At 57.5% G+C, this 13,885-nt stretch carries 5 protein-coding genes, 2 tRNA genes and 2 rRNA genes; 6 read left to right on the top strand and 3 right to left on the bottom strand.

Annotation, left to right across the window (positions count from 1 at the left end; genetic code table 11):
- Positions 1–436 precede the first annotated feature (436 nt).
- From SJY36_RS00770 to SJY36_RS00780, 3 genes are all read left to right on the top strand, one after another.
- Positions 437–3,302 (top strand): 23S ribosomal RNA (locus SJY36_RS00770).
- Between the two features lie 184 nt (positions 3,303–3,486).
- Positions 3,487–3,601 (top strand): 5S ribosomal RNA (rrf, locus tag SJY36_RS00775).
- A gap of 69 nt (positions 3,602–3,670) precedes the next feature.
- A tRNA-Met gene (locus SJY36_RS00780) sits at positions 3,671–3,747 on the top strand.
- Positions 3,748–3,969: 222 nt separating this feature from the next.
- Here SJY36_RS00780 and SJY36_RS00785 read toward each other — a convergent pair.
- Positions 3,970–5,106 (bottom strand): Hint domain-containing protein, encoded by a 1,137-nt coding sequence (locus tag SJY36_RS00785; RefSeq protein ID WP_386172449.1) that lies wholly within the window; start codon positions 5,104–5,106, stop codon positions 3,970–3,972.
- Between the two features lie 297 nt (positions 5,107–5,403).
- Positions 5,404–5,489 (bottom strand) — tRNA-Leu (locus SJY36_RS00790).
- 214 nt (positions 5,490–5,703) lie between these two features.
- Here SJY36_RS00790 and SJY36_RS00795 point away from each other — a divergent pair.
- The gene (locus SJY36_RS00795; RefSeq protein ID WP_286698217.1) at positions 5,704–6,687 is read left to right on the top strand and encodes a complex I NDUFA9 subunit family protein; all 984 of its coding nucleotides are present in this window, start codon (positions 5,704–5,706) and stop codon (positions 6,685–6,687) included.
- A gap of 55 nt (positions 6,688–6,742) precedes the next feature.
- On the opposite strand, the gene SJY36_RS00800 is transcribed toward SJY36_RS00795, so the two are convergent.
- On the bottom strand, positions 6,743–7,546 hold the full coding sequence (locus tag SJY36_RS00800; protein ID WP_386172452.1) for an undecaprenyl-diphosphate phosphatase: 804 nt from the start codon (positions 7,544–7,546) through the stop codon (positions 6,743–6,745).
- A 229-nt stretch (positions 7,547–7,775) separates the two neighbouring features.
- Here SJY36_RS00800 and SJY36_RS00805 point away from each other — a divergent pair, with 229 nt between their 5' ends.
- Positions 7,776–9,209: an NAD(P)-dependent oxidoreductase gene (locus SJY36_RS00805; protein ID WP_037954057.1), complete on the top strand. Its 1,434-nt coding sequence runs from the start codon at positions 7,776–7,778 to the stop codon at positions 9,207–9,209.
- A gap of 57 nt (positions 9,210–9,266) precedes the next feature.
- The gene (gene gltB, locus SJY36_RS00810; RefSeq protein WP_386172455.1) at positions 9,267–13,799 is read left to right on the top strand and encodes a glutamate synthase large subunit; all 4,533 of its coding nucleotides are present in this window, start codon (positions 9,267–9,269) and stop codon (positions 13,797–13,799) included.
- The last annotated feature ends 86 nt before the right edge of the window (positions 13,800–13,885 follow it).

The following is a 13,885-nucleotide window of genomic DNA, read 5'->3' on the forward strand; positions in this document are numbered from 1 at the left end:
TCGTAAAGAGAGATACAGTTACTTTGAGAGTAATCTTGAAGTAACAAACAACACGATCTGATCGCACCGCGTTAGGTGATGATCTCGGTTGCTGCTCCTTTTGGAGCCGGCGTTTACTTGACTGTTTCCTCGGTCTTTTGAACGTATCGCGACTGAAAGCGACGTGTTGTCCAAGTCAAGTACACTAACCAGAGTAGTGACGCCTGCTTCCTGCACGGAAGGTAGGCTAGATGCACTACTCGCTGTCCACTCTGAGAGAGTGGGCGGGTAAAAGTATGCTTTTGATCTGGAATAAGGGAAGACAGTTTCTTACCAGCTTCTGTCTCCCGCGTTGGACTGACGTCCTGCACTCTACCGGCCGTTTGAGGGTCTAAATTGTCCTCAAGTAGCCGAATAGGCGGTAGGACATTAAATCAGTCTTTCTTTTTCTGGATCAAATCAAGCGCGAAAAGGGCGTTTGGTGAATGCCTTGGCAGTAAGAGGCGATGAAAGACGTGATACTCTGCGATAAGCCATGGGGAGCTGAGAATAAGCTTTGATCCATGGATTTCTGAATGGGGCAACCCACCTGATTGTTTATTGTTGTCCTACCGCTTTGCTACTTGAGGACGTAAGTTCGCAGGTAACAGACGGTGGGTTCATCAGTAAGCAGAACCAGGTATTTATAGACTGAATACATAGGTTTATAAAAGCAAACCCGGGGAACTGAAACATCTAAGTACCCGGAGGAAAGGAAATCAATTGATACTCCCCTAGTAGCGGCGAGCGAACGGGGACCAGCCGAGCCATGAATGTGGTTAGAATGCGTTGGAATGCGCAACCAAAGTGGGTGATAGTCCCGTATAAGAAGCATGATTGGACGTATTAAGTAGGGCGGAACACGTGAAATTCTGTCTGAAGATCGGAGGACCACCTTCGAAGGCTAAGTACTCCTTACTGACCGATAGTGAACCAGTACCGTGAGGGAAAGGTGAAAAGCACCCCGACGAGGGGAGTGAAACAGTACCTGAAACCGAACGCCTACAATCAGTTGGAGGGTCTTTACGGCCTGACAGCGTACCTTTTGTATAATGGGTCATCGACTTGGTCTCACAAGCAAGCTTAAGCCGTTAGGTGTAGGCGTAGCGAAAGCGAGTCTTAATAGGGCGTTGAGTTTGTGGGATCAGACCCGAAACCGAGTGATCTAGGCATGGCCAGGTTGAAGATAAGGTAACACTTATTGGAGGACCGAACCCACATCCGTTGAAAAGGATCGGGATGAGCTGTGCCTAGGGGTGAAAGGCCAATCAAACTCGGAGATAGCTGGTTCTCTGCGAAATCTATTTAGGTAGAGCGTCATCCGAATACCCTCGGGGGTAGAGCACTGGATGGGTAATGGGGCCCCACAGGCTTACTGATCCTAACCAAACTCCGAATACCGAGGAGTACTAGATGGCAGACACACAGCGGATGCTAACGTCCGTTGTGAAGAGGGAAACAACCCTGACCTACAGCTAAGGCCCCTAATTCATGGCTAAGTGGGAAAGCAGGTGAGACGACCAAAACAACCAGGAGGTTGGCTTAGAAGCAGCCATCCTTTAAAGATAGCGTAACAGCTCACTGGTCTAAATAAGTTGTCTTGCGGCGAAGATGTAACGGGGCTCAAGCCATGAGCCGAAGCTTAGGATGCATTAATTGCATGGTAGCAGAGCGTAGTGTGACATAGTTCCATGTCTCCTTAGCCCTTCGGGGTATTGGAGACGCGGAGCTTTCTGTGAAGCCGGCGCGTGAGCGATCCGGTGGAGAGATCACTAGTGAGAATGATGACATGAGTAGCGACAAAGAGTGTGAGAGACACTCTCGCCGAAAATCCAAGGGTTCCTGCTTAAAGCTAATCTGAGCAGGGTAAGCCGACCCCTAAGGCGAGGCCGAAAGGCGTAGTCGATGGGAACCAGGTTAATATTCCTGGGCCAGATGGAAGTGACGGATCTCGAGGGTAGTTCATCCTTATCGGATTGAATGGGCTGCTTAGAGGTCCCTGGAAATAGCTCCATCGCTAGATCGTACCCTAAACCGACACAGGTGGATAGGTAGAGAATACCAAGGCGCTTGAGAGAACTATGTTGAAGGAACTCGGCAAAATACCTCCGTAAGTTCGCGAGAAGGAGGCCCGGTTCCTAGGCAACTAGGGGCTGGGGGCACAAACCAGGGGGTGGCGACTGTTTATTAAAAACACAGGGCTCTGCGAAGTCGTAAGACGACGTATAGGGTCTGACGCCTGCCCGGTGCCTGAAGGTTAAAAGGAGGAGTGAGAGCTCTGAATTGAAGCCCAGGTAAACGGCGGCCGTAACTATAACGGTCCTAAGGTAGCGAAATTCCTTGTCGGGTAAGTTCCGACCTGCACGAATGGCGTAACGACTTCCCCGCTGTCTCCAACATAGACTCAGCGAAATTGAATTACCGGTCAAGATGCCGGTTACCCGCGGTTAGACGGAAAGACCCCGTGCACCTTTACTACAACTTCACACTGGCATTAGGCCGAACATGTGCAGGATAGGTGGTGGGCTTTGAAACGTGGACGCCAGTCTGCGTGGAGCCTCCCTTGAGATACCACCCTTGTTCTGCTTGATGTCTAACCGCGGTCCGTTATCCGGATCCGGGACCCTGTGTGGTGGGTAGTTTGACTGGGGCGGTCGCCTCCTAAATCGTAACGGAGGCGCGCGAAGGTTGGCTCAGAGCGGTCGGAAATCGCTCGTTGAGTGCAATGGCAGAAGCCAGCCTGACTGCGAGACTGACAAGTCGAGCAGAGTCGAAAGACGGCCATAGTGATCCGGTGGTCCCAAGTGGGAGGGCCATCGCTCAACGGATAAAAGGTACGCCGGGGATAACAGGCTGATACTGCCCAAGAGTCCATATCGACGGCAGTGTTTGGCACCTCGATGTCGGCTCATCTCATCCTGGGGCTGGAGCAGGTCCCAAGGGTACGGCTGTTCGCCGTTTAAAGAGGTACGTGAGCTGGGTTTAGAACGTCGTGAGACAGTTCGGTCCCTATCTTCCGTGGGTGTAGGATACTTGAGAGGAGTTGCCCCTAGTACGAGAGGACCGGGGTGAACGATCCACTGGTGGACCAGTTGTTATGCCAATAGCAGTGCTGGGTAGCTATGATCGGACAGGATAACCGCTGAAGGCATCTAAGCGGGAAGCCCCCCTCAAAACAAGGTATCCCTGAGAGCCGAGATAGACCATCTCGTCGATAGGCCAGAGATGTAAGCGTAGTAATACGTTCAGTTGACTGGTACTAATTGCTCGATAGGCTTGATTTGATCCAGTAGAAGAAAGACTTTCTACTCGGACAAAAGCATACACATACAATCAGTCGTACTGACTTGGACAAATCCTTACCCAGAATGGTGAGGGGGGCGGGAACGCGCATCCTTCGGATACGCTCTCTCCCGCTTGTTGCTCTTTTGCCAATGGCAAAAGCAGCAACATAGAGGTTTTACTCGGTTTGGTGGTCATAGCGTAAGCAAAACACCCGATCCCATCCCGAACTCGGCAGTTAAGTGCTACTGCGCCAATGGTACTGCGTCTTAAGACGTGGGAGAGTAGGTCACCGCCAAACCTAGCAAAACCTCTACGTATCTCTCAACGATGACAATTAATAAGCCAATACAATAACATTGGCCACAGCCGCGGGATGGAGCAGCCCGGTAGCTCGTCAGGCTCATAACCTGAAGGTCGTAGGTTCAAATCCTACTCCCGCAACCAAATACAAAAAATACGATGTAAAAAACGCCGCATCACCTGCGGGCCTTGTGGAGTTTTGAGCCAACGTAATGGGGCGACGGGTGACCTGATAGTAACGTAGGTACCGCGACTTATAGCTGAATTTTCGGAAGTGGGATACTTCGGAAACACGAAGATTTGCACAGAGACACCTCAGCAAGAGCGCAAACTGTAACCGCTCCGCTCCATAAACCTGAACGCGCCCTAGAGCCGCAGCAGGCGTGCCTCATGGCGTTTCAGCGTGTTACGCGCGGCGTTGTATTGCTTTATCCCGATCTGCTCGGAAAGCGAGGGGAACAGCGCCAGGATCTCGTCGCGTTGCGCTTGGCCGATACTTTGGAGTGTCCTTACTCCCGGCTGAAAGCTTTCTGTCCATGCCCCGTCCGACAGCACAAGCTGATGGCTTTCGAACATCAGGTGCACGTATTGAACAGAAGGAGGCGTGAACGTCCGGATCGTGTCACCATTCACCAAGTGCTTCGCGGCGACGAGGACTTCATCCTGACCAAAATGTAGCATCGATCGCGCATCGGAAAGCAATATTCGGTGGTTGGGTGAAACGATAAGGTCCCGTTCTGGCGTTCCAGCGCCGAGAGCACCCGCCGTGATCAAAACGGGGCGCAGGTGTGGATAGACGACCAGCTCCGCCGCTGTCAGCTGACGTGCACCGACCCAAGAGACTTTCTGCATTCCGTGGTCGCGTGTGATGACAGCGTCACCGGCTTTCAAGTGCTCTACAGGGGTTTCGCCTTTTGCAGTGGCGATCAGGCTGCCAGCGGTGAAACATGGGACGGTATTTCCGACATAGAACTTGCCGTTGCCATCCTCCAAAGTACCGGATGCGATGGAGCCGTCGCCGTCAAAATCCTGGTCCGTATTGCGGTCAATCTTGAGTGTGCCGATATTGTCGCCCGCATTGGTACCTGGTGCCACCAGTAGATTCCCAAATGTCGGCGCGCTTGGGTCGTTGGCACCGCTTTCAGTGCGGGGCACCAGAACGTTGGCGTTGAACCGCACGTAGGTGTCGCCAAGTCCGCTGACATCGCTTTGGATATTCGCCGATTGGCCGGGATTCATCGGAACGTAATTATATTGGACGATGCCGGCGTTATAGTCGGCAGCACTGGCATAGACCTTGATCCCGATGAAGGACGAGCCCCCGTCAAGTTCACCGTCTGCCGTTTCATTCTGTGTAATGAATTCGATGATGGCATCGTCAGCGAAAGGCTGGCTGCCACCGGAAAGTGTCATCTGACCAGCGCCGTCTTGGCCTGCGCTGGAGTTTGTGGACACAGCGGGATTGTTGATAACATCGATACCAAACGCAAAAAAGCTCGCCATCTCTTTATCCTCTGCTGGCCTGTGGGTCGGTCAAATGATCCGGATCGGCCTAGTTTATAGTAATCTCCGCAAATTCATTAGCGATAAGTGGCGACAAATCGACTTAACTTTTGACATATCACATGGATGTGAAGCGGGTCTGACGCCTGTGGGGCGTCTTTGATGGCGCTGTCGATGGTGGCTGGTATGCCGCAGATGCGATGCTGATTTGAAAGGGCAGTTCGATGGGCAGGGACAACGATCGCTAAGGCATCACTAAGTAACAGTGAAACAAAACAGCGACTTATCGGGGATAAGTGGTGCCCAGGAGAGGACTCGAACCTCCACACCGTTGCCAGTACTAGCACCTGAAGCTAGCGCGTCTACCATTCCGCCACCTGGGCACAGGGGGGTTGTGAGGGAGCGTTTATTGTTGTGGGGCGGGGGTGTCAATTGGATTCTCGCAACAAAATGAAACGGCGTTAAAATAAATCCGGAAAACCGAGGTTTGGTGCGGTGGGTCGGGCTTTCGAGGCGATCTCTGCCGGAATTGCTGCTTGTTCCCGAGGGGGGCTGGATGTATCTGTAGCGCTAGATTTTCTGGTCAGGGGTATCATCATGGCAAAGCTGGTCACGGTTTACGGCGGCTCCGGGTTTGTGGGGCGGTATATCGTTCGTCGCATGGCGTTGGCGGGATGGCGGGTGCGCGTCGCGGTGCGTCGCCCGAACGAGGCGCTGTTTGTGCGCACCTACGGCACCGTCGGCCAGGTCGAACCGGTCTTTTGCAACATCCGTGATGACGCGTCGGTACGCGATGCGCTGCAGGGCGCTGATGCGGTGGTGAACTGCGTCGGTATTCTGGCCGAGGCGGGGAAAAACACCTTTGACGCCATTCAGGCCGACGGGGCAGAACGCATTGCGCGCTTGGCCGCCGCCGAAGGGATCGCGCGTTTGGTGCAAATCTCTGCCATCGGGGCGGATGCCGAGGCGGATAGCGAATACGCCCAGACCAAGGCGATGGGGGAGGCCGGTGTGCTCAAGCATATGCCGCAGGCTGTTATCCTGCGCCCCTCGATCGTGTTCGGCCCCGAGGATGACTTCTTTAACCGTTTCGCTGGTATGACGCGGATCAGCCCCGCGATCCCTGCTGTAGGGGCGGATACGCTGTTCCAGCCCGTCTATGTAGATGATGTGGCCCACGCGGCGGAGCTTGCGGTGACAGGCAAGGCCCCTGCCGGTATTTACGAATTGGGTGGCCCCGAGGTCGAAAGCTTTCGCGGCCTGATGCAGCGTATGCTTGACGTGGTGAACCGTCGCCGCATGGTCGTCGCCTTGCCGACTTTCGTGGCGAAGGTGATCGCCTTTGGCCTTGATGTGTTGCAGTCGGTGACGCTAGGCCTGGTTAAGAACAACACGCTGACCCGCGATCAGGTCAAGAACCTGGCGCATGACAATGTTGTGGGCGAGGGGGCGCAGGGCTTTGATGCTTTGGGGATCAGCCCGGTGTCCATGGGCTCCGTCCTGCCCGAGTACCTGTGGCGGTTCCGCCCCTCGGGCCAGTATGACGAGATCAAGCAATCCGCGAAGAACCTGCGGACCTAACGATTTTGATGTCGAATTTGGAAAGGCCCTGCCGGCGACGGCGGGGCCTTTTGCGTTAGCTGTAGGCGTATACCAAAAGCGCTGTCCCCAGCAGGATGCGATAGATGACGTAGGGGGTGAAATTCACGCTGCGCAGCAAGCGCATCATCAGGACCAGTGCCGCCAGTGCGGCAACAAAGGCAAAGCCCGCAGCGATCGACGCGTCGCGCGCGAGCTGCGCGTCGGCTTGCCCGATCACATCCAGTGACAAAAGCGCGCCAGAGGCGAGGATCGTGGGAATCGACATCAGCATAGACAGTGTGGCAGCGCTGGCGCGGTCGTAGCCCAGTTTGCGGGCGGCGGTGATGGTGATGCCCGACCGCGACGTGCCGGGGATCAGCGCAAGGGCCTGCGCCAGACCCATCCAGGCGGCACCTTTGATATCCCAGTCGCCGGACTCCCGATCGCTGCGCCCCGTGTGATCCGCCCAATAGAGCACAATACCGAAGAGCAGCATGGTCCAGCCGATCACCGCGACAGAGCGGAGCATCTCGTCAATCCCCAGCAATTTGATCACCAGCCCGGCGACCAGCACCGGTAGTGTTGCGAGGATCAGCAGGGCGGCCAGCCTTGCGCCGGGGGTGTCCATCTTGCCGCGCAGCAGGCGACCAAGCCCGATGGTGGCTTCTGCGACCTCGGACCGGAAATAGAGCACGACCGCGAGAAGCGTGCCCACATGCACCGCGACATCAATCGCAAGCCCCTGATCCGGCCCGCCGGTCAGCGTGGGCAGCAGGATCAAATGACCCGAGGAAGAGACGGGCAGAAACTCTGTCAGACCCTGAATGATTGCGACAAGCAGCAGTTGGAACAGGGTCATAAGGGTGGCGGCCTTTGGGTCATTTGCGATGCCACAGGCGTATAACTTTGGGGGGCTGGAAGGGAAGTCCGTTGTTGGGTCCGAATCGGACATAAATATGTGATAAATTTGCGGGAGTTTTGGGGTCGATATGAAATAAACCGCATATAGGTCAGCAATGCTGCCTTTATAATCGTTTGGCCCCTGTGTATGAGGGGGCAGCAACGTGTTTCAGGCGGAGAGATCCAAGATGGCAAAGCAGCCAATGCTCAAGTTTACAACGGTTTCCCGGGATATGCCCGAAAAACGGATGCCGAATCTGCGTCGTGAAGACTTTAAAGAGATTTATGCGGAATACGCGGATGAGAAAGCGCAGGAGCAGTCCAGCCGCTGTAGCCAATGTGGCGTTCCCTATTGCCAGACCCATTGCCCGCTGCACAATAACATCCCCGACTGGCTGCGCCTGACCGCCGAAGGGCGTCTGCAAGAGGCCTATGAGGTCAGCCAGGCCACCAACACCTTCCCCGAAATCTGCGGCCGCATCTGCCCGCAGGACCGTCTGTGCGAAGGCAACTGTGTGATCGAACAATCCGGCCACGGCACTGTGACCATCGGCTCGGTCGAGAAATACATCACCGATACCGCGTGGGAAAATGGCTGGGTGCAGCCGATCAAGCCCAAGACCGAACGCGCAGAATCCGTTGGCATCATCGGCGCGGGCCCCGGTGGTCTGGCCGCAGCGGACGTGCTGCGCCGCGCGGGTGTGCAGGTCACCATCTATGACCGCTATGACCGCGCGGGTGGTTTGCTGACCTACGGCATCCCCGGTTTCAAGCTGGAAAAAGATGTGGTCATGCGCCGTAACGACCAGCTGGCCGAAGGTGGCGTTAACTTTGAATTGAACTGCGATGTGGGCGTCGACATCAGCTTTGCCGATATCCGCGCCAAGCATGACGCCGTGATCATCGCGACGGGCGTCTATAAAACACGTGACATCCAGGCCCCCGGCGTGGGCGGCGTTGGTCTTGAGCGCGCGATTGATTTCCTGACCGTGAGCAACCGCAAAAGCTTTGGCGACAAGGTAGAGGAATTCGATTCCGGTCGTTTCAATGCCGAAGGGAAGCGTGTCGTCGTGATCGGCGGCGGTGATACCGCGATGGACTGTGTACGGACCTCGATCCGTCAGGGGGCGACCTCGGTCAAATGTCTGTACCGCCGTGACCGCGCCAACATGCCCGGCTCGCAACGCGAAGTGCAAAACGCCGAGGAAGAAGGCGTGGTCTTCGAATGGCTATCAGCGCCCAAAGGGTTCGTCGGTGATCCGGTGACCGGCGTCGTCGTGCAAAAGATGCGCCTTGGCGCGCCGGATGTCTCGGGTCGTCAGGCCCCCGAGGTGATCGAGGGTGCCGATTATGTCGAAGAGGCGGATCTTGTGATCATGGCGCTTGGCTTTGAACCCGAAGACCTGCCCACGCTGTGGAACACGCCCGAGCTGCCGGTCAACCGTTGGGGCACGGTCAAGGCCGACTATATCACCGGCGCGACCGAGCTGGATGGCGTCTATGCCGTGGGCGATATCGTGCGCGGTGCGTCGCTGGTGGTCTGGGCCATCAAGGACGGGCGCGACTGTGCGCAGGCGATCCTTGAAAAGATGGGGGCCAGCGTGGCCATCGCGGCCGAATAAGCGCCCCTTTCAACTGATATTTCGCGCCTCGGGCGCGCCCGATTTAGGAGATTCCAAATGACCAAATATGATGACGCCTGGGTAGCACGCGAAGAAGCAAAACGCGCCTTCATGGCAGAAAACGGTCTGTATTCCGAAGAAGAAGAGCATTCATCCTGCGGGGTGGGTCTTGTTGTGAACATCGACGGCTCCAGCAGCCGCGCGGTTGTCGAAAACGGGATCAAGGCGCTCAAGGCGATCTGGCACCGTGGTGCGGTGGATGCCGATGGCAAGACCGGCGACGGCGCGGGCATCCACGTGCAGATCCCCGTCAACTTTTTCTACGATCAGGTGCGTCGCACCGGTCACAGCCCCCGCGAAGGCGAATTGATCGCCATCGGTCAGGTCTTTCTGCCGCGCACCAACTTTGCCGCGCAGGAAACCTGCCGGACCATCGTTGAAACCGAAGTGCTGCGGATGGGCTACTATATCTACGGCTGGCGCCACGTGCCCGTGGACACCTCTGTTCTGGGGGAAAAGGCCAACGCGACCCGTCCCGAGATCGAACAAATCCTGATTTCCAACGCCAAGGGCGTGGACGAGGAAACATTCGAGCGCGAGCTTTACGTCATCCGTCGCCGCATCGAAAAAGCCGCGCTGGCGGCTCAGGTGCCGACGCTTTACATCGCGTCGATGTCCTGCCGGTCGATCATCTATAAGGGCATGATGCTGGCGCAGGATGTTGCCAACTTCTACCCCGACCTGATGGATGAACGCTTTGAATCCGCGTTTGCGATCTATCACCAGCGCTATTCGACCAACACCTTCCCGCAGTGGTGGCTGGCGCAGCCCTTCCGCATGCTGGCCCATAACGGCGAGATCAACACGCTCAAGGGTAACGTCAACTGGATGAAAAGCCACGAGATCCGGATGGCCTCGGGCACCTTTGGCGACATGGCCGAAGATATCAAACCGATCGTCGCCGCGGGGTCGTCCGACTCTGCCGCGCTGGATTCGGTGTTCGAAGTCCTGGTGCGCGCGGGTCGTTCGGCCCCGATGGCGAAAACCATGCTGGTGCCTGAAAGCTGGTCAAAGCAGGCGGTCGAGCTGCCCCAGGCATGGCGCGACATGTATTCCTATTGCAACTCGGTGATGGAGCCTTGGGATGGTCCCGCAGCGCTGGCCATGACCGATGGCCGCTGGGTCTGCGCCGGTCTTGACCGAAACGGCCTGCGCCCCATGCGTTTCGTCGTCACCGGTGACGGCATGCTGATCGCGGGTTCCGAGGCGGGGATGGTCCCGCAGGACGAGGCGAATGTCGTGCGCAAAGGCGCGCTTGGCCCCGGTCAGCTGCTGGCGGTCGACATCGAAGAAGGCAAGATGTTCGGCGACACCGAGATCAAGGACAAGCTCGCCGCGTCGCGTCCCTTTGGTGAATGGGTCGGCAAGATCAACGAGCTGGACAAAGCGCTTGGCGATGTCGAGGAAAAGGCCCTGTTCTCGGGCGATGAGCTGCGCCGCCGTCAGGTGGCAGCGGGCTATACCATCGAAGACCTCGAGCAGATCCTGGCACCGATGGCCGAAGATGCGAAAGAGCCCTTGGCGTCCATGGGCGATGACACCCCGTCGGCGGTTCTGTCGAACCAGTACCGCCCGCTCAGCCACTTCTTCCGCCAGAACTTCAGCCAGGTCACCAACCCACCCATCGACAGCCTGCGCGAATTCCGCGTCATGAGCCTGAAAACGCGGTTCGGGAACCTCAAGAACGTGCTGGATGAATCCAGCGCCCAGACCGAGATCCTCGTGCTCGACAGCCCGTTCCTCGCGAACGCGCAGTTCGATCAGTTGATGACCGAATTCAACGCGAACTCCGTCACCATCGACTGTACGTTCGAGCCGGGCGGCAACAACCTGAGCGAAAACCTGCGCCGCATCCGGGACGAGGCAGAAGACGCCGTGCGCTCGGGCGCTGGTCACATCGTGCTGACCGACCAGTTCAGCGATGCGACCCGCGTGGCGATGCCGATGATCCTTGCGACATCTGCCGTGCACAGCCAGCTGACCCGCAAGGGCCTGCGGACATTTACCTCGCTCAATGTGCGCTCGGCCGAATGTGTGGACCCGCATTATTTTGCCGTGCTGATCGGCTGTGGTGCCACCGTGGTGAACGCCTACCTTGCCGAAGATTTGCTGGCGGATCGTATCGGGCGTGGTCTGCTGGACATGACCCTGACCACCGCAATGGCCCGCTACCGCGAGGCGATTGATCAGGGCCTGCTGAAAATCATGGCGAAGATGGGCATCAGCGTCATGTCCTCCTACCGTGGCGGCCTGAACTTCGAAGCCGTAGGGCTGAGCCGTGCGATGTGCGCGGAATACTTCCCCGGCATGACCAGCCGTATCAGCGGGATCGGTGTGACCGGTATCCAACGCAAAGCCGAAGCGGTCCACGACCGTGGTTGGCAGGGTGATGGCGTCGTCATGCCCATCGGCGGCTTCTACAAGGCGCGCAAATCCGGCGAGACCCACGCATGGGAAGCATCGTCGATGCACATGCTGCAAATGGCCTGCAACAAAGCGTCCTACCAGATGTGGAAGCAATATAGCGCCAAGATGCAAAGCAACCCACCGATCCATTTGCGCGACCTGCTGGATATCAAGCCGCTGGGGGCCCCAGTGCCCATCGAAGAGGTCGAATCCATCACCTCTATTCGCAAGCGTTTCGTGACGCCGGGCATGTCCCTTGGCGCGCTGTCGCCCGAGGCACACAAGACCCTGAACGTCGCGATGAACCGCATCGGGGCCAAGTCCGACTCTGGCGAAGGCGGCGAAGATCCGGCGCACTTCGTGCCCGAGGCCAACGGCGACAACCCGTCGGCCAAGATCAAGCAGGTGGCGTCGGGCCGTTTCGGTGTGACTGCCGAATACCTGAACCAGTGTGAAGAGCTTGAAATCAAGGTCGCTCAAGGGGCCAAGCCCGGCGAGGGTGGTCAGCTTCCGGGCATGAAGGTCACCGACTTGATCGCCCGTCTGCGCCATTCGACCAAGGGCGTGACCCTGATCTCGCCCCCGCCGCACCACGATATCTATTCGATCGAAGACCTTGCGCAGCTGATCTATGACCTCAAGCAGATCAACCCGCGCTGTAAGGTGACCGTGAAGTTGGTGGCGTCCTCGGGCGTTGGCACGATTGCGGCCGGTGTGGCGAAAGCCAAGGCGGATATCATTCTGATCTCGGGCCACAATGGCGGCACGGGTGCCTCGCCTGCGACCTCGATCAAATATGCGGGTCTGCCGTGGGAGATGGGCCTGACCGAAGCGCATCAGGTTCTGGCGATGAACAACCTGCGCGACCGCGTCACCCTGCGCACCGACGGTGGTTTGCGCACAGGGCGTGACATCGTGATGGCCGCGATGATGGGGGCCGAGGAATACGGCATCGGCACTGCCGCGCTGATCGCGATGGGTTGTATCATGGTGCGTCAGTGCCAGTCCAACACCTGCCCCGTCGGCGTCTGCACCCAAGACGAAGCGCTGCGTGGCAAGTTCACCGGCAACGCGGATAAGGTTGTGAACCTGATCACCTTCTACGCCACCGAAGTGCGTGAATTGCTCGCCTCTATCGGGGCGCGTAGCCTGGATGACGTGATTGGCCGTGCCGATCTTCTGGCACAGGTCAGCCGTGGGTCTGCGCATCTTGACGATCTGGATCTTAACCCGCTGCTGATCACCGTCGATGGCGCGGCAGAGATTGTCTATGACCGCAACAAGCCACGCAACGCTGTGCTGGACACGCTGGACTCTGAAATCGTGCGCGACGCCGCGCGCTTCCTTGAAGATGGCGAGAAGATGCAGCTGAGCTATGCGGTGCAGAACACGCACCGTACCGTGGGCACCCGCGTCTCAAGCCACATCATCCGCAACTTCGGCATGAACAACCAGCTGCAGCCCGATCACCTGACGGTCAAGCTGACCGGTTCGGCAGGGCAGTCGCTGGGGGCCTTCGCGGCACCGGGGCTCAAGCTTGAAGTGTCCGGCGATGCGAATGACTATGTCGGCAAGGGTCTGTCGGGCGGCACCATCGTCGTGCGCCCGTCTATGGCGAGCACCATCGTCGCCTCTGACAATACCATCATCGGCAACACGGTGCTTTATGGTGCGACCAAGGGCTTTTTGTTCGCAGCAGGCCGTGCCGGTGAACGTTTCGGCGTTCGGAACTCGGGCGCGCATGTGGTGATCGAAGGCTGCGGCAGCAACGGGTGTGAATACATGACCGGCGGTGTGGCCGTGATCTTGGGCGAGATCGGCGCGAACTTTGGCGCGGGTATGACGGGCGGTATGGCCTATCTCTACAACCCCGATGGAAAGGCCGACAAAATGCTGAACCGCGAAACGCTGGTGACCTGCCCTGTCACGGTCGAGCATTGGGAAAACCAGCTGAAGGGCCTGATTGAACGGCACCTGCAGGAAACCAACAGCCGCAAGGCCGAAGACATCCTGCAGCACTGGGACATTGAAAAGGATAACTTCCTGCAGATCTGCCCCAAAGAGATGCTGGTCCATCTGCCCGCCCCGCTGAGCGTCGAAGAACACGCGATCCCGGCGGAGTAAGCAAAACGGATAGATCGGGCGCGGGGGAAACCTCGCGCCCGATTTCTTTTGTGCGTCGCCCACGCTTTACCAGGGCCGCAACCGGC

Origin of the sequence: Sulfitobacter sp. R86518, assembly GCF_042466275.1 — a bacterium.
Classification (GTDB): Bacteria; Pseudomonadota; Alphaproteobacteria; order Rhodobacterales; family Rhodobacteraceae; genus Sulfitobacter; species Sulfitobacter pontiacus.